This window comes from Variovorax sp. PCZ-1, assembly GCF_018413605.1.
Lineage (GTDB): Bacteria > Pseudomonadota > Gammaproteobacteria > Burkholderiales > Burkholderiaceae_C > JANMDU01.
The window spans coordinates 1,731,411-1,751,679 of record NZ_JAHCDN010000001.1; the positions used below are offsets into that span (position 1 = coordinate 1,731,411).

The window sequence follows — 20,269 nt, forward strand, 5'->3', positions numbered from 1 at the left end:
CTTACGATTGCAATTTTGCATGGGCCAGCGCTGCTTTGAACTGCTGTCGTCGATTCAAAACTGTTTCACCAGCACAGCGCAATACCACCTCGATCACGATAGAAGGCCACAAGCCACACTTCAGCCAGTCTCGGCGGAAGTTTTCGTGAATCCTCTGGCACAGACGCCTTCTATTGCTCAAGGCCGATGGCATCGCCGCGCTCCTAGCAGGCGTCCTTCAGCCAGTTTTGAGCGGGTGGCATTGCCCAAACTGATGGGAATTTATTGTCAGCGCACCACTCGCCGTTTATTCAAGGGTCGCCTGCGTGCGGCTCATATTGGGCTGCGTGCGCACGCGGTCATACGCTTGGCAGACCACACGGATCAGGTTTTGTCGATCCTCATCGCGTTGCAAAATGACAGACATTAGTTTGCGGATCTCTGCGAGAAATTGAGCATGAGTGACGATCTGCTTGGCAATCTGCTGTTAGGCCTGTATTTGAGTGGGATTGTGGAGCTGGATGCGGGTGCCGCAATCAGCACTGTTTTTGCCCCGGTTCACAAACCCTCACGCAACCCAGCCAGGCTACAAAAAATCACCATAAGGTCATAGTACTAAGGGTAAACCCAATGCCTCAAATCAAACACTGACTCATTTCTTACTTGACTCAGGCGTTGAGAATGTGAAACTTTGAATTGAAAATTAAAAGCAAGCAAAGCCGCAGTTTGCAATGCCTGAAAAAAAACTAGAAATTGAGCTATTCGAAGTGAAGCACGGATCCAAACAACAGAACCATACAGCGCTAGAAAATGTCGCGTTTATTTTGGAGCAAGCCGCGTGATCGAGCTGATTTACGGCTCTCAGATTGCTCCTCAGCTCGAGTTGCCAGAAATTTTTAGCATCCTCAAGCAGGCTCAGGTGCACAACGCAAGAGCAGGCATCTCAGGCGTTCTTCTGTTCAATACGCGGTTTTTTATGCAATTGCTCGAAGGGCCTGAGCTAGCGGTGGATCAACTTTATTCTCGCATTGAGCAAGACAAGCGACATGTCGGTATCAAGCTGATCAGCAGGCAAACCATCAAACAACGAGCTTTTCAACACTGGAGCATGGCCCTGGTAACGCCCGGCGTGAACAATCTAGAGATCCTGCAAAAGTACTGCAAGAGCCAAGATTTCTCGCCATTGGCACTTAGCGCGAATCAGGCACGTGGCCTGCTTAATGAACTCACTGCCGCATCGCCGCCTTCAGGTGAGCGAGCCTAAGGGCTTTAACTGCCCGCCTGCTCCAAGAAGCGTTGTGCATCTAGCGCGGCCATGCAACCCGTGCCGGCGCTGGTGATCGCTTGACGATAGATGTGATCTTGCACATCGCCTGCAGCAAATACACCTGGCACGCTGGTTTGTGTGGCAAAGCCTTCTAGGCCGGTTTTGGTGACGATGTAGCCACCTTTCATCTCGAGCTGGCCTTCGAAGATTTGTGTGTTGGGCGAATGGCCAATGGCGATGAAGCAGCCTTTGAGCGTCACGTCATGCTTCTCACCAGTTTGGGTGTTTTTCAGGCGAATGCCGGTCACGCCGCTTTGATCGCCGAGCACTTCATCAAGCGTGTTCCACAGCTTGAGCTCAATCTTGCCTTCGGCCACTTTGGCCATCACTTTGTCGATCAAAATGGCTTCGGCTTTGAATTTATCGCGGCGGTGCACAAGATAGACCTTCTTGGCGATATTGCTCAAATACAAAGCCTCTTCTACTGCGGTGTTGCCGCCGCCGATCACGCAGCAGGTCTCGTCGCGATAGAAGAAACCGTCACATGTGGCGCAGGCGCTCACGCCCTTGCCCATGAAGGCTTCTTCGCTGGGCAGGCCAAGATATTTAGCGGATGCGCCAGTGGCGATGATCAGGCTGTCGCAGGTATAGCTGGCGCTGTCGCCCGTCAATACAAATGGGCGCTTGGAGAAATCGACCTTGTTGATGTGGTCAAACACGATCTCGGTGTTGAAACGCTCGGCGTGCTCCAAAAAGCGCTGCATCAGCTCAGGGCCTTGAACGCCATGCACGTCGGCTGGCCAGTTGTCCACCTCGGTCGTTGTCATGAGCTGGCCGCCTTGCGCCATACCGGTGATCAGGAGAGGCTTCAAATTGGCTCGTGCAGCATAGACAGCTGCGGTATAACCGGCAGGGCCGGAACCGAGAATGAGGACTTTGGCGTGTTTCATAGAGAAGAATTTGAGGAAAGTGCTGTGGCTTATCTGCCACGTTTAATGTACAGTCGGTCGAATGATTTGATTTCTGACGGTGGATTATCCCGTTATTCGCCTTATCTCGGTTCGGTTTGAGGAAAATCAAGCTGTTCAGTGTTTGTCTATTTCATAAAACGAAACGTTCATTGTCGAGGGACACAAATATGTCGATGTTGTCGAATTTGGAGCTGATCCGCCGTGTGCCGCTGTTTGCCATGCTGACTGCGCAGCAAGCTGAGGCTGTGGCAGAGGCTGTTGTGAAGCGCCGTTTCAAGCGTGGCGAGCTGGTGGTGGAGCAAGGCAAAAAATCCAACGCACTCTTTATCATTCTCACTGGCCGAGCACGCGTGTTTACCTCGGACAATCGTGGACGCGAGGTGATCTTGGCTAATTTACAGCCAGGCGACTATATCGGCGAGATGAGCCTGATCGACAACGAGCCGCATTCGGCTACCGTGCGCGCTGAGGTGCAAACCGATGTGCTGATGCTTGGCCGCCTCGAATTTGCACGCTGCTTGCCAGAAAACACCTCCATGGCCTATGCTGTGATGAAGGGCTTGGTGCAGCGTCTGCGCAACGCGGATCGCAAGATCGAATCGTTAGCGTTGATGGATGTGTATGGCCGGGTGGCGCGAGCCCTGATGGAAGCCGCCGAGCTAGACGCTGCTGGCAACCACATCATCCGCGACAAGGTCTCGCGCCAAGATTTGGCAAAAATGGTGGGCGCATCGCGTGAAATGGTCAGCCGTGTGATGAAGGATTTGGAAGAGCGAGGGTTCATTGAGACGCAGGAATCTGGCGCAGTGCTGATCCGCGAAAGGCTCAATACATTGGGTTAAGTGACTCGCTCCAGTAGCTCAAAACAGCGCCCAGCAGACATGTTTGGGGCGCTGTTTTTATTTATGCGGCTCCTAGGCAGAAGTGCGCTATCATTTTGATAGATGGCTTACTCATTAGATACTCTCAATTCTGCGGCGGGAACTCCTCGTGGCGCTTCTCGCAATACGCCTGGCACGCCGGATAAACCGCGCCGCTTTTCTCAAGAGCTGATGCTCGGCCTTGGTGCGCTCGCCCTGCTCTTCTGGCTAATCGCACTCACCACACATTCAGGCGCAGATGCCGCTTGGAGCACTTCTGGCAGTCAAGCTGCCGGTGCTGCTTCACGCAATTGGGGTGGCAAGCTGGGCGCGCTGCTTGGTGATGCCTCGTTTTACCTGTTTGGCTATTCGGTATGGTGGCTGTTTGCCGCTAGCCTGCGCACTTGGCTGGCTGGCCTGGCGCGCTGGTTGCGCAGCGATACCAGCACTGAGACGCGCCGCGCCCTCTTCTGGATCGGCTTAGGCTTACTGCTTGCGGCGAGCTGCACACTGGAATGGACGCGTCTCTATCGCTTTGAACCACGTCTGCCTGGGCATGCGGGCGGCGTACTTGGCTACTGGCTGGGTGCACTCGCTACAAAATGGCTGGGCTTCAATGGCTCCGCATTGGTAGCCATTGCATTGGGCGTACTCGGCGCAGCATGGGCGCTGCGCTTTTCTTGGGTGGCTTGGGCCGAAGGGCTAGGCGGCATGATCCTCGGCTGGTTCGAGCGCCGCCGTGAGAAGAAAGAGCTGGCGCAAGATTTGGCCTTTGGCACACAAGCTGCCAAAGAACGAGAAGAGACCGTGATTGTGGAGCGCGCAGAAAGCGAAGAGCTGCACATTGCACCCGTCATCCTGCCGCCAACACCCGCGCCACGAATAGAGCCCGTGCTGACCGATAGCTTCGTTGACGTACCCACGAGCACGCGTGTAGCCAAAGAGCGGCAAAAAGGTTTGTTTGTGGAGCTACCAGATAGCAAGCTGCCGCAAGTCGATTTGCTCGATGGTGCACCTGTGGGCCGTCAAGAAACCGTCTCCCCCGAGACGCTGGAGATGACTTCTCGCCTCATCGAGAAAAAGCTCAAAGATTTCGGTGTCACAGTGCAAGTGGTGGCCGCGATGCCCGGCCCCGTGATCACGCGCTATGAGATCGAGCCAGCCACGGGCGTGAAGGGCTCGCAGGTGGTGAATCTCGCCAAAGATTTGGCGCGCTCTTTATCGCTCGTCTCCATCCGCGTCGTCGAAACCATCCCCGGTAAGAACTACATGGCGCTTGAGCTGCCCAATGCCAAGCGCCAAACCATTCGCCTCTCAGAAATCTTAGGCTCGCAGGTCTACAACGATGCCAAATCCATGCTCACCATCGGCTTGGGCAAAGACATCATTGGCAACCCCGTGGTGGCTGATCTGGCGAAGATGCCGCATTGCTTGGTGGCTGGAACGACTGGCTCAGGCAAATCAGTCGGTATCAACGCAACCCTCCTTTCGCTTCTGTACAAAGCCGAAGCACGCGATGTGCGCCTGCTGCTGATCGATCCGAAAATGCTGGAGATGAGCGTGTATGAAGGCATCCCGCATCTGCTCGCGCCCGTGGTCACCGATATGCGCCAAGCCGCGCATGGCCTGAACTGGTGCGTGATGGAGATGGAGCGGCGCTACAAGCTCATGAGCAAGCTGGGCGTGCGCAATCTCGCGGGCTACAACACGAAGATTGATGATGCGAAAGCGCGCGAAGAATTCATCTACAACCCGTTCAGCCTCACGCCTGATTCACCTGAGCCACTGGAGCGCTTGCCGCATATCGTGGTGGTGATTGATGAGTTGGCCGATTTGATGATGGTGGTGGGTAAGAAAATTGAAGAGTTGATTGCACGCCTCGCGCAGAAGGCTCGTGCGGCTGGCATTCATTTGATCCTCGCCACGCAACGCCCCAGCGTCGATGTGATCACCGGCCTGATCAAAGCCAATATTCCCACACGCATTTCCTTTCAAGTCAGCTCAAAAATTGACAGCCGCACCATCCTTGATCAAATGGGCGCAGAAGCCCTGCTCGGCATGGGCGACATGCTCTACATGCCCTCAGGCACAGGCTTCCCCGTGCGCGTGCACGGCGCGTTCGTGAGCGATGAAGAAGTGCACCGCGTGGTCGCTTACCTCAAGTCACAAGGCGAGCCCAATTACATCGACGGCGTGCTCGAAGGCGGAACTGTGGACGATGAAGACGGTCTATCTCTTGACTTGGGTGGCGGCTCTTCAGGTGAGAAAGACCCGCTGTATGACAAAGCTGTGGAGATCGTTTTGAAGAACAACAAAGCCAGTATTTCACTTGTGCAGCGCCACTTGGCCATTGGCTACAACAAGGCTGCGAATTTGCTCGAAGCGATGGAAAAAGCTGGTCTTGTGACGGCCATGAATGGGCGTGGGCAACGCGAGATTCTTGTGCCGAACCGTGGCGAGTAAGCGCGCATGAAAAATATTCGCACCCTTCTGGCTACTACACTTTTGATAGCTGCTTGCGCAGTATCTATGCCGGCTAGAGCATTAAATGGCTTAGAAAGCCTAGAAAACTTTGTCAAAACAGTGAAATCCGGCAAATCCGATTTCACACAAACCGTCACCTCCCCCGCCCGCACAGGCGAAGCCCCGCGCGTCAAAAACTCCAGCGGCACCTTCGAATTCCAGCGCCCCGGCAAATTCAAATTCCAATACAAAAAACCTTTTGAGCAACTCATCCTCGCCGATGGTACGAGCTTGTGGATTTACGACGCAGACCTTAACCAAGCCTCGCAGCGCAAGCAATCCTCCGCCTTTGCCAACACACCAGCAGCCCTCATCGCCTCCGCCACTGACCTCTCAGCATTGCGCAACGAATTCACCCTAGAAAACGCCCCAGAAAAAGACGGCCTCGTCTGGGTGAGCGCAAAGCCCAAGTCTGCCGACAGCACCCTGCAAACCGTCCGCATCGGCTTCAAAGGCGAAGCCCTCCAGCAACTCGACATCACAGACAGCTTCGGCCAACGCAGCCTCATTAACTTCGCCACCATGCAGCTCAACCCGAGCTTACCTGCAAGCAGCTTTCAGTTCACTTTGCCTAAGGGCGCTGAGCTACTAAAGCAATAATCTTCACTACTAATTTTGTAGCATTCCGCGCAGACTCTATGCCGGAGATATGCTCAAAAAGCTTAAAAAATCACTCAATAAATGAGCTCAAAGAGCCATAAAACACTCGTCCACCAATTTAGGCACTGCTTCGCTGATGTTGTATTCGCAAGCCATCGCCACATCATCTTCATATCCGCGTTCACCTAGCTCAACACCAGATGCGCAGTGCGCAACCATCTGAGCCAATTGCGATTGCATTGCTACAAAGGCAGCTTCTGCCATCTGAGCTTCTGGAGATTTACGGCCTGCTAAAGCATGGATCACTGCTCCTGCGCCGAGCAAATCTTCTAGGGCTGGGCGCAGCGTGCCATCTGGCCATTTTTCGCCAGCGGCGATCACATTGATGACTTGCGAAGATTGATTTGCGTGTCGCGCTACGGCACTCGCGTTGCGCAGGCAGGCCGCGTACACGTGTGAGGCCGTGCATGCGTAGCTAAGGGTTGCACCATTGGGCGATGGCAGCACCAAGGCTGCGCCCGAAGGGATTTGGCTCAAAGAAACGGGGGATAAGGAGTACGCGGCTGCTGCATCGCTTCTGCTGCCCGCCAGAATGGCTTGATGCTGATCTGCAAAATCTAAAGCACTGGCATCCCTGAACGGATAGGGCCAAACGCGAGCGCCACGGCTGCAGGCTACATCCACACAGGTAGAGAAAGACAGCACATCCACGATGATGGCTGCTTCACTGGGCTGCACCACAGTAGCCATGCCTGCCGCACCCCACTCAAATCGAATATCGAAGGCGGCTTGTGACGTAAAAGCTTGCACGAGAGGCATCCGCACAAGCTTAGCGCAATCAGCGTACGACGCGCAGCACTGCCATCGCATTAGCGCGCAGTTCAGACGCATCACCTGCAGACAAACCTCGAGCTTGATCTGCGCGCTCTAGCAATTGGCGGGCTGCGCCTGCGTTGTTGCGACGATTCAGGAGGGCGGAGAAAAACGATTTCAATGCGTTCATGGTGTTCTTTCTGTTGCACGCTACCGAGTCGAAAGACGCGGATCAGCTTGCGTAAAAACTCGATGAACAGATATTAAGGGTTAACCCTTGATTTACAAAGCCATTTTCATGCACGGATTGCATGAACCTGCTCAACCCGCGTCATAACCGGGAGCTGCGCCTAATTTTAAATACTATGAATTGAATAGCACTCTGCGCAGTAAATACGTCGACTATTAGCCTTTTTCATCATAAAAATACAAAGAAAAAACCGCCTCAGAGTTAACTGAGGCGGTTGGTGCGAAAGAGCTTCGATCCTTCGACAAGCTAAGGACAGGCGAAGCTCAGCCCGAACGGGATGGGGAGAGCCAGATTACTGGTTGTCCACAAAGCTACGCAGCTTATCCGAGCGAGATGGATGCTTGAGCTTGCGCAGCGCCTTGGCTTCGATTTGGCGGATGCGCTCGCGCGTGACGTCGAACTGCTTGCCCACCTCTTCCAAGGTGTGATCCGTGCTCATCTCGATACCGAAGCGCATACGCAGCACTTTGGCTTCGCGGGGCGTGAGGCTGTCGAGAATGTCTTTCACCACATCGCGCAAGCCTGCTTGCATGGCGGCTTCCAGAGGCGCGGTGTTGGCGCTGTCTTCGATGAAGTCGCCCAAGTGGCTGTCGTCATCGTCACCAATCGGCGTTTCCATCGAGATGGGCTCTTTGGCGATTTTCATGATCTTGCGGATCTTGTCTTCCGCAATTTCCATCTTCTCAGCAAGCAAGGCGGCATCGGGCTCGAAACCGAACTCTTGCAAGTGCTGGCGCGAGATGCGGTTCATCTTGTTGATCGTCTCGATCATGTGCACCGGGATGCGAATCGTGCGCGCTTGATCGGCGATGCTTCGCGTGATGGCCTGGCGAATCCACCAGGTGGCGTACGTGGAGAATTTGTAGCCACGGCGGTATTCGAATTTGTCCACCGCTTTCATCAAACCGATGTTGCCCTCTTGGATGAGATCCAAGAACTGCAAGCCGCGATTCGTATATTTCTTCGCAATCGAGATCACGAGACGCAAGTTCGCCTCGATCATCTCTTTCTTCGCGTGGCGAGAATTGCGCTCGCCATCGTTCATGCGCTTGTTGATGTCTTTCAAATCTTCCAGCGGCACAACCACGCGTGATTGCAAGCTGATGAGTTTGTTTTGCAGCTCTTGCACAGGCGGAATATAGCGGCCCATGGTGGCGGACCAGCTTTTGCCAGCCTTGGCCTGCGTCTCGATCCATTTAAGATCGAGCAAATGGCTCGTGACCTTCTTGCCCATCTTGTCTTTGCCAGAGAATTCTTCGGCAAATTTGTCTTGTGGGTAGCCGCATTTCTCCACAATGATCTTGCGCAGCTCACGCTCAACTTTGCGCACATCTGCCACTTGGCCGCGCACCATTTCGCACAGGCGCTCAATCGTTTTGGCGGTAAAGCGAATCAGCATGAGCTCATCCGTCACGGCTTTTTGCGCTTTGTGATAAGCAGGTGTTCCGTAGCCTTCTTTGTCGTAGCTCTTGTGCAGCTTTTCAAAGTGGCCACGAATGATGTCGAGACGACGATAGGCTTCAAGCTGCAGCTCTTCCAAGCGCTTGGTCATCGCCTTGTTGGCTTTGGCTTCGTCATCGCCATCGCTGTCGTCGTATTCGTCAAAATCCTCTTCCGCAACGAAGTCATCCGCTGCATCAGGGTTGGAGAAACCATCCACCACGGCCGAGATCAGGACTTTCTTTTCCTGCACTTCGGTCATCATGTTGAAGATTTCTTGGATCGTGGCAGGGCTGTGCGAGATGGCTTCCATCATCGCGTTCAGGCCGCCTTCGATGCGCTTGGCAATCTCAATCTCGCCCTCGCGCGTGAGCAACTCCACCGTGCCCATCTCACGCATATACATACGCACCGGATCGGTCGTACGGCCGAATTCGGAGTCCACGGTGGACAGCGCCGCTTCGGCTTCTTCTTCAGCTTCTTCTTCGCTAGCAGCGGTAGGCGCGTTGTTGTTAAGCAGCAGGGTTTCCGCATCGGGCGTTTGCTCGTAGACGGCAATGCCCATGTCGTTGAGCAATGAATACACCACTTCTAGCGTTTCAGCATCCACCAGCTTATCGGGCAAATGGTCGTTGATTTCGGAGTGTGTCAAGAAGCCGCGCGTTTTGCCGAGCTTGATCAGGGCTTTCAGGCGCACACGACGCTTGGCCAAATCTTCCTCGGAGAGCACCGTCTCATCGAGGCCAAATTCTTTCATCAAGGCGCGCTCTTTCGCCTTGGAGAGCTTCATGCGAAGCGGTTTGATTTTTTCGCCGTTTTCATCCAGCGCGACGACGACCGGTTCAGGCGTATCGTCAATCAGCGCTTCAATTTCGATATCGTCTTCGGTGTTGATACTGCCTTTCGGCTTCGGGCCGCGTTTAGCGCCTTTTGGTTTTTCAAGAGCCGCCTTGGCAGCGGGCTTGGCTGGCGCAGGCTTCACCGTGGTTTTTTTCGGCTCTTCTTTGGCTGCTGCGGCTTTAGTGGCTGGCTTAGCTCCCGCCTTGACGACAACGGGAGCGGCTTTCACGGCCACTTTTGCGGCTGGCTTGGCTGGGGTTTTATTGGGCATGCAAACACCTATGGAAAGAATTCAAGCGCAAATGCCGAACCAAAGCGAGTCAGAGCCTTAGCCAAGCGAATTGCAGTAGGGAACAACACAAGATGGATGGGCGAACATTTGGTGTGCAGTCCTTGCGTGTGAGGCGTTGACGCTGGTGGTCAGTGGGAAAATTCCCGAATGCCTACGGAGGTGTTGCTGTCGCGCTTGCGTTGCTGTTACATGGATTATACCAAGAAGCTCAATCGCATGCCCAGTAGGGGCACCCTGTTCGACAAGATCAGGCTTCAAATTGCGATGCGTTTTTTCCTTTAAAGGGCGCATAAAACGCTTTGATCGCAACCATGTCTTCTTCAATGTTTCCGCTTGGATAAAACAATGTTCCTAGACCGCTGCGCTTCTGAGAATAGTCCATATAAGCCATCACGATAGGTACTTTGGCAGTGAGGGCGATGTAGTAGAAGCCAGTTTTCCAATAGGTCGCTTTGCTACGTGTGCCCTCTGGCGGCACGATCAGCTGCAACGGCCCATCTGCATTCGTAATCGCTTGCGCAGAAGCAGCCACCAAGTTGGTCGATTGCTCGCGGTTGACAGCAATGCCACCCAGCCAACGCATCACAGGGCCAAAAGGCCATTTGAAGATACTGCTCTTGCCCATCCAATACACATTCAGGCGCAGTGCAAAGGCCACCATGAGTGTGTAGGGCAGATCCCAGTTGCTGGTGTGAGGTGCGGCGATGAAGACAGATTTACTGGCTTCGGGCGGCAAACTCCCCTCCACTTTCCAACCCGTGAGCTTGAGGAAGGCAATCGATCCTGCGCGCAGCAGGGTGTTGACCACGGGCGCGGTGAAGATGGTGCGGTGCATGGAGGTGAGGTTCGGTGACTCACCGATCCATGTTGGGTGTTGGGCGGGTTATTTGTTGGAGGCGGCGTAATTGGCCATGCCGTCGGTGATTTCTTTGTGGGCGGCATCGACGCCTTCCCAGCCGAGCACCTTCACCCATTTGCCCTCTTCTAAATCTTTGTAGTGCTCAAAGAAGTGGCTGATGGTTTTCAGGCGCAGCGGATTCAAATCTTCAGGTTTGCGCCACTGCGTGTAGAGGCTGCATTTTTTATCGATGGGTACGGCGAGTAGCTTGCCATCTTCGCCAGCTTCGTCTTGCATTTTCAAAATGCCAATAGCGCGGCAGGTGATGACCACGCCAGGAATCAAGGGCACAGGCGTGATCACGAGCACGTCCACTGGGTCGCCATCGCCGCTGAGCGTCTTGGGGATGTAACCGTAGTTCGTGGGGTAGTGCATCGCGGTGCTCATAAAGCGATCCACGAAGATCGCGCCAGATTCTTTGTCGACCTCATATTTGATCGGGTCAGCGTTCATCGGGATTTCGATGATGACGTTGAATTCTTCGGGGGCATTTTTGCCAGGTGGCACGTGGTCGAGGGACATAGGGGTCTCTTAAATAAATATACAAAACAAAACCAGTATTAACCCTGATTTTACTGACACCGAGCCTTCAAAAACACGATTCGGTCACGTTTTCACGCTAAATTCCGCGTGTTGGCCAATTGTCTCCCGAATATGGAGTGGATGAGGAAGCAACGCTGCGGGATCAACGCCAGCGTTGATCCTTCTACGTAAAACCAAATTGGAGATTAGACATATGACAGGCAATACAGCACTCATCATCGTGCTTCTTTGCGGTCTGGCCGCCGTGGTCTACGGCGTTTGGGCACGCAGCTGGATCCTTTCCCAAGACGCAGGCAATGCCCGCATGCAAGAAATTGCAGCGGCGATCCAAACCGGCGCGGCCGCTTATCTGGCGCGCCAATACAAAACCATCACCGTCGTCGGCATCGTGCTGGCGATATTGATTGGCTTGTTTTTGGATGGCATGTCCGCAGTCGGCTTTGTGGTGGGCGCAGTACTCTCGGGCGCTTGCGGCTTCATCGGTATGAATGTGTCGGTGCGCGCGAACGTGCGCACAGCGCAGGCCGCTACCAAAGGCATCGGCCCTGCGCTTGACGTCGCCTTCCGTGGCGGCGCGATCACGGGCATGCTTGTGGTGGGTTTGGGCCTTCTCGGCGTGGCAGTGTTTTATTGGTTCTTGGTCGGCAATGGCGCAATGACACCCGATAAAAATCTTGCCAAGATGCTCAATCCACTGATTGGATTTGCCTTCGGTTCATCGCTGATTTCCATCTTCGCTCGTTTGGGTGGCGGTATCTTCACCAAAGGTGCAGACGTCGGTGCTGACCTCGTGGGTAAGGTTGAAGCGGGTATCCCAGAAGATGATCCACGCAACCCAGCAGTGATTGCCGATAACGTGGGCGACAACGTGGGTGACTGCGCTGGTATGGCTGCAGACTTGTTTGAGACCTATGCTGTGACGCTGATTGCGACCATGGTGCTGGGTGCATTGCTCGTGTCTAGCGCTGGCACTGCCGCTGTGATTTACCCCATGATGCTCGGCGCTGTGTCGATCATTGCCTCGATCATCGGCTGCTTCTTCGTTAAGGCTGCGCCTGGCATGAAGAATGTGATGCCGGCTCTTTACAAAGGCTTGGCTGTGGCTGGCGTTTTGTCACTAGTAGCGTTTGCAGCAGTCACATGGATGATCATGCCTGATAACGCAATCAAAGCCAGCGGTACACGCTTGGCGCTCTTCGGCGCTTGCGCAGTCGGCTTGATTCTCACGGGCGTGCTCGTGTGGATCACTGAGTTTTACACTGGCACGCAATATTCGCCAGTGAAGCACATCGCTCAAGCCTCGACCACCGGCCACGGCACAAACATCATTGCAGGCCTTGGCGTTTCTATGCGCTCCACCGCTTGGCCTGTGATCTTCGTTTGCATGGCGATCTATGCGGCTTATGCACTGGCTGGTTTGTATGGCATCGCCATCGCAGCAACGTCCATGCTCTCCATGGCAGGTATCGTCGTGGCGCTGGATGCTTACGGCCCGATCACCGACAACGCTGGCGGCATTGCAGAGATGGCCGAGTTGCCCTCTTCTGTGCGCGATGTGACTGACCCACTCGATGCCGTGGGCAACACCACCAAGGCTGTGACCAAAGGCTACGCAATTGGCTCTGCTGGTCTCGCCGCTTTGGTTCTTTTTGCCGACTACACCCACAAGCTCGAAGCTTATGGCAAGGTCATCAGCTTTGATCTCTCCAACCCCATGGTGATCATCGGCCTCTTCATCGGTGGCTTGATTCCTTACCTCTTCGGCGCGATGGCGATGGAGGCCGTGGGCCGCGCTGCGGGCTCGGTGGTGGTGGAAGTGCGTCGCCAGTTCCAAGATGGCGAAATCATGGCGGGCAAACGCAAGCCCGATTACAGCGCTGCTGTGGACATGCTCACCACGGCTGCGATCAAAGAAATGATGATCCCATCACTCTTGCCAGTGATCGTGCCAATCGTTGTTGGCTTGGTGCTTGGCCCCGCAGCTCTGGGCGGCTTGCTCATGGGCACGATCGTGACCGGCTTGTTCGTGGCGATCTCGATGTGTACCGGCGGCGGCGCTTGGGACAACGCGAAGAAACTCATCGAAGACAACTTCGTGGACAAAGACGGCGTGACTCATAAAAAGGGTGGCGACACACACAAAGCTGCTGTGACCGGCGACACCGTGGGTGATCCGTACAAAGACACCGCCGGCCCTGCTGTGAACCCACTGATCAAGATCATCAACATCGTGGCTCTGCTGATCGTGCCTTTGATGATGTCGATCCATGGCAAGCCTGCGCCAGCACCTGTGGCGGCTGCGGCGGCTCCTGTTGCTGCGGCAGCGGCTGTGGTGGCTGCTGCACCTGCTGCTCCAGCCCCAGCAGCTACTCCTGCTGCTGCTCCAGCACCCACCCCTGCTGCACCCGCAGCAGATGGCGCAAGCGTGAAGGTGGATGGCAGTGTCGTGAAGTTCTACTTTGCTCCTGGTAAAGCAGAGCTGGCACAAGACGGTGCGAAAGCTTTGGAGACCATTCTTGCTGCTGCCAAGACAGGTAAGAAAGTTGGTATCAGCGGCTATGTCGATCCAAGTGGCGACGCAGCGAAGAACGCTGAGCTGGCCAAGCAACGCGCCTTCGCTGTGCGCGAGCTGCTGAAGGTCTCTGGCGTGAAAGAAGACCAAATCGTGCTCGTGCGCCCGAACGATATCAAAGAAGGCTCTACCAATGCGGCAGAGGGCCGCCGTGTGGAAGTGTTCATGATCTAAACGGTTTTAACTTAAGCCTCAAAGCCGCTGATAAAAATCAGCGGCTTTTTTGTGGTCTTTTTTCTTGGCTTTGCGTTAAATTCTGATCCATCAGCCTCAAAAGGAACACATCGTGCGCCGCATCCTCCTCTCTGCCAGCCTTGCACTGATGGCCACGAGCCTGATTGGATGCGCAGCCCTGCGCCCTCAACCCAAGACGCTCAACATATCCCAAGAGCGCCTGATGCAGCTCATCAGCGGGCAGTTTCCCTTCAACAGCAAGATGCTGGATGTGCTTGACGTAGGCGTGAGTTCACCCAAGATCAGCTTCGATGCGGCCAACAATCGCATCAATACCTCACTCGATCTGAATGTAGTAGGCAGCGGCATCGTCGGCTTGCTCACCAAACGCGAATACAAAGGCGGCATTGATCTGAGCTACGGCCTGCGCTTTGAGCCCAGCGATAATTCTGTACGCATGACCGATGTGAAGTTGAACAAGCTCAAGGTAGATGGCGCACCCGAGCTGATGGAGCGCCCCATCTCACGCCTAGGCGTGGCGCTCGCGCAAAAGCTGCTCTCTGATTACCCGCTCTACAAAGTGAGCGCACAAGACATGGAAGCTGCGAAAGGCTGGGGCTACAAGCCCGGCGCATTCAAGATCGGTGCTACAGGCTTGGCGATCACGCTTGATCCGATCGAGAAGAAGTAAACAACACAAGATGGCCTCAAACGCTTTTGCCCGAATTGAAGCTGATGTGTTGCGCCTAGCTGCGGTGATTCCTCGCGGGCGCATCACATCAGCGCAGCTACTCGGGCAAGTGATTGATGTGCCGGCGCGGCATGTGGCTTATATCGTTTCACGCTTGGATGATACGCAACGCGAAAAGCATGCATTGCATCGTATTTGTGGTTCAAAGGGCGAAGTGAAAGACTGGCAAGTCCAACGTTTAGCGGATGATGGTGTGGCGGTGAAGTCTTTGCACGTGGCAGATTGGCCTGCACTGTGCTTTGAGTGGGATCAAGCAGCTGTAAAAAGCGCCAAGCCCTCACGTACCACGCGCCCGCCGGAGCATGCACGCCAGATCACGAGCCAAGGCACGGAGCCAGCTTTGTCTGAGTTGCGTGGTTTGGGTTCTAAATCGGTAGAACTGTTGGTCGAAGCCGGTATCAATACACCGGCCAAACTACGCAAGGCCAATCTATTCAAGCTCTATGAGCGCATCAAGGCGAAGCACCCGCGCACCAGCCTGAATTTACTTTACGCGATGATCGGCGCTGTAGGAAACACCGATTGGCGCGACATCGCCAAAGATCGACGTAGCGAAATCCTGATGCGCCTAGATGATATGGGTTTACTTTAAGGTAGTTGATTGAGTGCCTGCATGTAAGCGGGCGAAATCATCAACTCATCCCAAGGCATAGGCGCAGTTTGCGGCAGCAAATTCAAGCGGCGCTGCTCGCTCATCTCGCTCGGTGTGAATTGGCGCTTAGCCTCCGCAGCCTCTAAGCCATCGAGCAACTCATCCACTGCCCTGCCCTCGTCGCCCACGCTTTGGTTGCACAGCAGCACCATATCGCAGCCTGCGTTCAAAGCCACAATGGCTGCTTCGGTATAGCTGACACGCTTATCGTCAATCAAACGCGCGCCTTCCATCGACAAATCGTCGCTGAAGATCGCACCCGTGAAGCCAAAATCACCTCGCAATATCTCTTGCAGCCAGCGTTTGGAAAAACCTGCGGGGCGGCTATCCACTTTCGGATAAATCACATGCGCCGGCATGACTGATTGCATGCCCGCAGAGAGCCATTTGTAAGGCGCAGCATCGTCAGCAAGAATCGCTTTCAGGCTGCGCTTGTCCACCGGAATTTCGGTATGCGAATCGGCCTTCACAAAACCATGCCCTGGAAAATGCTTGCCGCAGCTACTCATGCCTGCTAGCAGCAAACCGTGCATCAAGCTTTTCGCCAGAAGCGTCGCCACGCGCGGATCTCGATGAAAAGCCCGATCACCAATCACCGAGCTGCCACCGTAATCCAAGTCCAGTACAGGCGTGAAGCTCATATCTACACCGCAAGCGCGTAACTCAGCAGCCAAGATGTAGCCAGCGGCAGTAGCTGCATGCGTGGCTTGAAGCGCATCCTTCATCCACAAATCACCCAGAGCGCGCATCGGTGGCAAATGCGTGAAACCATCCGTCTTGAAGCGCTGCACCCGCCCGCCTTCATGGTCTACCAAAATCAGTAAATCACTCCGAATGGCTTTGATCTCAGCACACAAATACGTGAGTTGGCTACGGTCTTGCCAATTGCGCGCAAACAAGATCACGCCGCCTGTCAATGGGTGCGCCAGACGCTTTTTATCCAGCTGGGTGAGCGTGATGCCGGCGACATCGAGAACGATAGGAGCATGTTGGGTCATATATGCACTTTATGAATTTGATTGCAGTTTGCATAAATTTTATGCGAGGTCTCATCCGCAGAGACCTCCAGAAAAAAACCGCTCCAAGGAGCGGTTTTTCAATGCTTTACTCGATAGTCAATCACATGTTGTCGATCATCACTTGGCCAAAGCCAGAGCAGGACACTTGAGTTGCACCTTCCATCAAGCGAGCAAAATCGTACGTTACTTTCTTGCTTGCAATCGATTTCTCCATGGAGGAAATAATCAGATCAGCCGCTTCCTTCCAACCCATATGGCGGAGCATCATTTCTGCAGACAAAATTTCTGAACCTGGATTCACATAATCTTTGCCTGCATATTTCGGTGCTGTACCGTGAGTTGCTTCAAACATCGCGATGCTGTCTGAAAGGTTCGCACCAGGTGCGATACCAATACCGCCCACTTGAGCAGCGAGCGCGTCAGATACGTAGTCGCCATTCAAGTTCAGCGTAGCAATCACGCTGTATTCAGCGGGGCGGAGCAAGATTTGCTGCAAGAATGCATCAGCAATGCTGTCTTTGACGACGATGTTTTTGCCGGTCTTAGGATTCTTGAACTGGCACCATGGGCCGCCGTCAATCAGTTCTGCGCCAAATTCTTTTTGTGCGAGTGCATATGCCCAATCACGGAAACCACCTTCAGTGAACTTCATGATGTTACCTTTGTGAACGATGGTCACGCTGGGTTTGTCATTGTCAATCGCGTATTGAATTGCTTTGCGCACCAAACGCTCTGTGCCTTCGCTGGACACGGGCTTGATACCGATGCCAGAAGTGCCTGGGAAGCGAATTTTCTTCACGCCCATTTCGTCTTGCAGGAATTTGATGATTTTCTTGGCTTTGTCACTTCCAGATTCAAACTCGATACCAGCGTAGATGTCTTCACTGTTTTCGCGGAAGATCACCATATTGGTTTTCTCTGGCTCTTTCACAGGAGAAGGCACGCCTTTGAAATACTGGATCGGGCGTAGGCAAACATACAGATCCAACTCTTGGCGCAGAGCCACGTTCAAGCTGCGGATACCGCCGCCTACGGGAGTCGTGAGTGGGCCTTTGATGGAGACCACGTAATCTTTCACGGCATGTAGCGTTTCCTCTGGCAACCACACATCAGGGCCATAAACCTTGGTTGATTTCTCGCCCGCAAACACTTCCATCCAGTGGATTTTTTTCTTGCCACCGTAGGCTTTTGCAACAGCAGCATCGACCACTTTGAGCATCACAGGAGTGATGTCTAGGCCTGTTCCATCGCCTTCGATGTAGGGGATGATCGGCTCATCTGGCACATTGAGGGAATAGTCTTTGTTGACTGTGATTTTTTGGCCAGCGGCGGGCACTTTAATGTGCTGATACATGAGGAAATCATCTCCGAATTGTTAGAGGGGCAGCTGAGCAAGCAGCCGCCAAAAAGAGTTTTCCGATTTGCCTTCTGTTCAGAAAGCATTTTGGGTAAACCCTAGCATTTTAGCTACAAATTTTTATCGAACTTGTGTCAACCCTGCGTAAAGCACACCCGTTGTACGACTACTCCCGAGGTGGGAGGTATTTAGCTAAATTAAGGAAATTAACATGTCTAAACTCATCGCTGCTATGGTTGCTGGCCTCTTCGCTGTTGGCGCTTTCGCACAAGCTGCTGCTCCTGCTGCCGCTCCTGCTGCTAAGCCAGCCGCTGCTGCTCCTGCAGCCGCTGCACCAGCTGCCGCCGCCGCACCAGCCGCTGCTGCCAAGCCAGAAGTGAAGAAAGAAGAGAAAGCTGCTGCTAAGGCAGAGAAGAAAGCTGCTAAGAAAGCTGCTAAAAAAGCTAAGATGGAAAAGAAAGCCTAATTTAGGTTAACTCTTTCCCCAATTGCCCGTTGCGCAGTATTGCCAACGGGCAATTTTTATGGGACATTGGATTTCACATCTTTCTAGATTTGAGTTTTATCGGACAATTGAATGATGCGTAAATTACCTTCATCCACTTCTTCTCAGATTCGGCTCGCCCTCATTGCTTGCGCTTTTTCGCTGTGTTCGCCAAGTATTTGGGCACAGGAAGAGCCACAAATGAATTTAAAGCGCGTGGTGTTGGGCGCAGGTATGCATCGCATTGACGCACAAGTGGCGATCACACCGGAGCAAAGGCAGATTGGCCTGATGTGGCGCAAAACTATGCCGGCTCACGAAGGGATGCTGTTTGTTTTCGAGCAACCAAACCAGCAATGCTTTTGGATGAAAAACACCCTGATCCCATTGACTGCCGCCTTTGTGGATGACGATGGCACGATTGTGAATTTAGTCGATATGAAGCCGCAAACCTTGAATCCGCATTGCTCCGCCAAGCCAGTGCGTTATGTGCTGGAGATGAATCAAGGTTGGTTTGCAAAGAAGAATATTCGATCAGGTGCGAAGATCACGGGTATTACGAGCCGCTAATCACGCCTAAGTGTTTCTAACACAGGCGAAAAATCCAAAAGAAAAGAAAAAAGGGAGCCTTTCGGCTCCCTTAAATTCGAGTGTGGAAATTGTCTTCTTAGAGTTAACTAAAAATTAACGCACCACGGCGATTTGCTCGCGCTTACCTGCCTTGTAGGTGTACAGGGTCAAAGCGCCGTTCTTGATGTCGCCTTTTTCGTCAAAAGCGATCACGCCAGTCACGCCTTTGTAATCAGCGGTAGCAGCGAGCACAGGCAGGTATTTAGCTGGATCAGCAGAATCAGCCTTGACCATGGCAGCAGCCATCACGTTCACAGCATCATACACGTAAGGTGCATACACCTGAACTTCAGCGTTGTTCTTAGCTTTGAAGTCAGCCTTGAATTTCTCCATGGCTGCCTTGCCTTCGCCTTCCACGCCGCCTGCTTCTGCGCAAACAACTTGGTCGTCAGCCATGGCGTCGCCAGCGAGCTTGGCCAACTCAGAAGAGCAGATGCCGTCGCCACCGAGGAACTTAACTTTGAGGCCCAGCTGCTTGATCTGTTTCATCATGGGGCCGGCAACAGCGTCCATGCCGCCGAAGAAAATCACGTCTGGCTTCTTGGCCTTGATCGAAGTCAAGATGGCCATGAAGTCGGTGGACTTGTCTGTGGTGAATTCGTGAGCAACAGTTTTGGAGCCAGCAGCTTCAACGGCTTTCTTGAACTCTTCTGCCACGCCTTGGCCGTATGCAGTACGGTCGTCGATCACTGCGATGCTCTTGCCCTTCAAGGTGGTCACAGCGTATTTGCCGAGCGTGCCACCGAGATGAACGCCGTCAGCCACCACGCGGAAGGTGGTCTTGAAGCCTTGACGTGTGAACTTGGGGTTCGTAGCCGATGGGGAGATTTGTGGGATACCAGCAGCGCTGTAAATCGCGGAGGCAGGAATGGAGGTGCCAGAGTTCAGGTGACCGATCACGCCGTTAACTTTGCTGTCAACGAGCTTTTGAGCGGCTGCAGTGCCTTGCTTTGGATCAGCGCCGTCATCTTCAGCAACCAATTCAAATTTGGCTGGCTTGCCACCGATCTTCAGGCCTTGAGCGTTCAGATCAGCAATCGCCATGCGAGCGCCAAGCTCATTGTCTTTGCCGAGGTGAGCGATTGCGCCACTGACTGGACCTACGTGACCAATTTTGATCACAGTTGCGTCAGCTGCTGGTGCAGGAGCTGGTGCTGCGGCAGGAGCTGCAGCGGCTGGTGCTTTTGGCTCTTCCTTCTTGCCGCAGGCAATCAGGGTCAGGGCGATGGCGGCGGCGGTTGCCGACAGTTTCAAGGTTTGCTTCATCGAGCGATTCTCCAAGTTAATGAGCGAAACCGAGAAGATACCCTAAAAAACGGAACTTTGTCTATTCTTTTGGATACACGCTCTTAGT

18 protein-coding genes are annotated in these 20,269 nt (G+C 53.8%); 9 read left to right on the plus strand and 9 right to left on the minus strand.

Features of this window, described 5'->3' with window-relative positions; all coding sequences use genetic code 11:
* Window positions 1-817 precede the first annotated feature (817 nt).
* A complete protein-coding gene (locus KIH26_RS08360) occupies window positions 818-1,243 on the plus strand; it encodes a BLUF domain-containing protein (protein ID WP_213444001.1) in 426 nt (141 codons plus the stop codon).
* Window positions 1,244-1,248: 5 nt separating this feature from the next.
* On the opposite strand, the gene trxB is transcribed toward KIH26_RS08360, so the two are convergent.
* Entirely contained in the window at window positions 1,249-2,196 is a 948-nt protein-coding gene (trxB, locus tag KIH26_RS08365) for a thioredoxin-disulfide reductase (protein WP_213444002.1), read from the minus strand.
* A 188-nt stretch (window positions 2,197-2,384) separates the two neighbouring features.
* On the opposite strand from trxB, the gene KIH26_RS08370 reads away from it, so the two are divergent.
* The 3 genes from KIH26_RS08370 to lolA all read left to right on the plus strand — a co-directional run bounded on the left by KIH26_RS08370 (window position 2,385) and on the right by lolA (window position 6,200).
* On the plus strand, window positions 2,385-3,059 hold the full coding sequence (locus KIH26_RS08370) for a Crp/Fnr family transcriptional regulator (protein ID WP_213444003.1): 675 nt from the start codon (window positions 2,385-2,387) through the stop codon (window positions 3,057-3,059).
* A gap of 102 nt (window positions 3,060-3,161) precedes the next feature.
* Entirely contained in the window at window positions 3,162-5,540 is a 2,379-nt protein-coding gene (locus KIH26_RS08375; protein WP_213444005.1) for a DNA translocase FtsK, read from the plus strand.
* A gap of 6 nt (window positions 5,541-5,546) precedes the next feature.
* Window positions 5,547-6,200 (plus strand): outer membrane lipoprotein periplasmic chaperone LolA, encoded by a 654-nt coding sequence (lolA, locus tag KIH26_RS08380; RefSeq protein ID WP_213444006.1) that lies wholly within the window; start codon window positions 5,547-5,549, stop codon window positions 6,198-6,200.
* Window positions 6,201-6,287: 87 nt separating this feature from the next.
* Here lolA and KIH26_RS08385 read toward each other — a convergent pair whose 3' ends face one another.
* The 5 genes from KIH26_RS08385 to ppa form a co-directional block, all read right to left on the minus strand.
* Complete coding sequence (locus KIH26_RS08385) at window positions 6,288-7,019, minus strand: 2-phosphosulfolactate phosphatase (RefSeq protein ID WP_213444007.1); 732 nt, start codon at window positions 7,017-7,019, stop codon at window positions 6,288-6,290.
* Window positions 7,020-7,038: 19 nt separating this feature from the next.
* Window positions 7,039-7,203 carry a hypothetical protein gene (locus KIH26_RS08390; RefSeq protein WP_213444009.1) on the minus strand — a complete coding sequence of 55 codons (165 nt, stop codon included), beginning with the start codon at window positions 7,201-7,203 and terminating at the stop codon, window positions 7,039-7,041.
* A gap of 352 nt (window positions 7,204-7,555) precedes the next feature.
* Window positions 7,556-9,814, minus strand: a complete 2,259-nt coding sequence (gene rpoD, locus KIH26_RS08395; protein ID WP_213444010.1) for an RNA polymerase sigma factor RpoD — start codon at window positions 9,812-9,814, stop codon at window positions 7,556-7,558.
* A gap of 268 nt (window positions 9,815-10,082) precedes the next feature.
* The gene (locus tag KIH26_RS08400) at window positions 10,083-10,670 is read right to left on the minus strand and encodes a lysophospholipid acyltransferase family protein (RefSeq protein WP_213444011.1); all 588 of its coding nucleotides are present in this window, start codon (window positions 10,668-10,670) and stop codon (window positions 10,083-10,085) included.
* A gap of 48 nt (window positions 10,671-10,718) precedes the next feature.
* The gene (gene ppa / locus KIH26_RS08405) at window positions 10,719-11,255 is read right to left on the minus strand and encodes an inorganic diphosphatase (RefSeq protein ID WP_213444013.1); all 537 of its coding nucleotides are present in this window, start codon (window positions 11,253-11,255) and stop codon (window positions 10,719-10,721) included.
* A gap of 214 nt (window positions 11,256-11,469) precedes the next feature.
* Here ppa and KIH26_RS08410 point away from each other — a divergent pair, with 214 nt between their 5' ends.
* From KIH26_RS08410 to KIH26_RS08420, 3 genes are all read left to right on the plus strand, one after another.
* Entirely contained in the window at window positions 11,470-14,022 is a 2,553-nt protein-coding gene (locus KIH26_RS08410; protein WP_213444015.1) for a sodium-translocating pyrophosphatase, read from the plus strand.
* Window positions 14,023-14,134: 112 nt separating this feature from the next.
* Entirely contained in the window at window positions 14,135-14,713 is a 579-nt protein-coding gene (locus KIH26_RS08415; protein WP_213444016.1) for a DUF1439 domain-containing protein, read from the plus strand.
* A gap of 10 nt (window positions 14,714-14,723) precedes the next feature.
* On the plus strand, window positions 14,724-15,365 hold the full coding sequence (locus KIH26_RS08420; protein ID WP_213444017.1) for a TfoX/Sxy family DNA transformation protein: 642 nt from the start codon (window positions 14,724-14,726) through the stop codon (window positions 15,363-15,365).
* On the opposite strand, the gene nagZ is transcribed toward KIH26_RS08420, so the two are convergent.
* Together nagZ and icd are read right to left on the minus strand one after the other, a co-directional pair.
* Complete coding sequence (gene nagZ / locus KIH26_RS08425) at window positions 15,362-16,423, minus strand: beta-N-acetylhexosaminidase (RefSeq protein ID WP_213444018.1); 1,062 nt, start codon at window positions 16,421-16,423, stop codon at window positions 15,362-15,364. The two genes, KIH26_RS08420 and nagZ, sit on opposite strands and share 4 nt — an antisense overlap.
* Window positions 16,424-16,544: 121 nt before the next feature.
* Complete coding sequence (icd, locus tag KIH26_RS08430; RefSeq protein ID WP_213444020.1) at window positions 16,545-17,798, minus strand: NADP-dependent isocitrate dehydrogenase; 1,254 nt, start codon at window positions 17,796-17,798, stop codon at window positions 16,545-16,547.
* Window positions 17,799-18,012: 214 nt separating this feature from the next.
* Here icd and KIH26_RS08435 point away from each other — a divergent pair, with 214 nt between their 5' ends.
* Together KIH26_RS08435 and KIH26_RS08440 are read left to right on the plus strand one after the other, a co-directional pair.
* Complete coding sequence (locus KIH26_RS08435; RefSeq protein ID WP_213444022.1) at window positions 18,013-18,267, plus strand: hypothetical protein; 255 nt, start codon at window positions 18,013-18,015, stop codon at window positions 18,265-18,267.
* 111 nt (window positions 18,268-18,378) lie between these two features.
* Window positions 18,379-18,855 (plus strand): DUF192 domain-containing protein, encoded by a 477-nt coding sequence (locus KIH26_RS08440; RefSeq protein WP_503005103.1) that lies wholly within the window; start codon window positions 18,379-18,381, stop codon window positions 18,853-18,855.
* A 114-nt stretch (window positions 18,856-18,969) separates the two neighbouring features.
* Here KIH26_RS08440 and KIH26_RS08445 read toward each other — a convergent pair whose 3' ends face one another.
* Window positions 18,970-20,181: a branched-chain amino acid ABC transporter substrate-binding protein gene (locus KIH26_RS08445; protein ID WP_213444024.1), complete on the minus strand. Its 1,212-nt coding sequence runs from the start codon at window positions 20,179-20,181 to the stop codon at window positions 18,970-18,972.
* Between the last annotated feature and the right edge of the window lie 88 nt (window positions 20,182-20,269).

What these genes read in the sequence shown, in the direction of transcription:
- trxB (WP_213444002.1), bottom strand. Translation starts at nt 2,196, where the DNA reads ATGAAACACGCCAAAGTCCTCATTCTCGGTTCCGGCCCTGCCGGTTAT.
- KIH26_RS08370 (WP_213444003.1), top strand. Translation starts at nt 2,385, where the DNA reads ATGTCGATGTTGTCGAATTTGGAGCTGATCCGCCGTGTGCCGCTGTTT.
- KIH26_RS08375 (WP_213444005.1), top strand. Translation starts at nt 3,162, where the DNA reads ATGGCTTACTCATTAGATACTCTCAATTCTGCGGCGGGAACTCCTCGT.
- lolA (WP_213444006.1), top strand. Translation starts at nt 5,547, where the DNA reads ATGAAAAATATTCGCACCCTTCTGGCTACTACACTTTTGATAGCTGCT.
- KIH26_RS08385 (WP_213444007.1), bottom strand. Translation starts at nt 7,019, where the DNA reads ATGCCTCTCGTGCAAGCTTTTACGTCACAAGCCGCCTTCGATATTCGA.
- KIH26_RS08390 (WP_213444009.1), bottom strand. Translation starts at nt 7,203, where the DNA reads ATGAACGCATTGAAATCGTTTTTCTCCGCCCTCCTGAATCGTCGCAAC.
- rpoD (WP_213444010.1), bottom strand. Translation starts at nt 9,814, where the DNA reads ATGCCCAATAAAACCCCAGCCAAGCCAGCCGCAAAAGTGGCCGTGAAA.
- KIH26_RS08400 (WP_213444011.1), bottom strand. Translation starts at nt 10,670, where the DNA reads ATGCACCGCACCATCTTCACCGCGCCCGTGGTCAACACCCTGCTGCGC.
- ppa (WP_213444013.1), bottom strand. Translation starts at nt 11,255, where the DNA reads ATGTCCCTCGACCACGTGCCACCTGGCAAAAATGCCCCCGAAGAATTC.
- KIH26_RS08410 (WP_213444015.1), top strand. Translation starts at nt 11,470, where the DNA reads ATGACAGGCAATACAGCACTCATCATCGTGCTTCTTTGCGGTCTGGCC.
- KIH26_RS08420 (WP_213444017.1), top strand. Translation starts at nt 14,724, where the DNA reads ATGGCCTCAAACGCTTTTGCCCGAATTGAAGCTGATGTGTTGCGCCTA.
- nagZ (WP_213444018.1), bottom strand. Translation starts at nt 16,423, where the DNA reads ATGACCCAACATGCTCCTATCGTTCTCGATGTCGCCGGCATCACGCTC.
- icd (WP_213444020.1), bottom strand. Translation starts at nt 17,798, where the DNA reads ATGTATCAGCACATTAAAGTGCCCGCCGCTGGCCAAAAAATCACAGTC.
- KIH26_RS08435 (WP_213444022.1), top strand. Translation starts at nt 18,013, where the DNA reads ATGTCTAAACTCATCGCTGCTATGGTTGCTGGCCTCTTCGCTGTTGGC.
- KIH26_RS08440 (WP_503005103.1), top strand. Translation starts at nt 18,379, where the DNA reads ATGATGCGTAAATTACCTTCATCCACTTCTTCTCAGATTCGGCTCGCC.
- KIH26_RS08445 (WP_213444024.1), bottom strand. Translation starts at nt 20,181, where the DNA reads ATGAAGCAAACCTTGAAACTGTCGGCAACCGCCGCCGCCATCGCCCTG.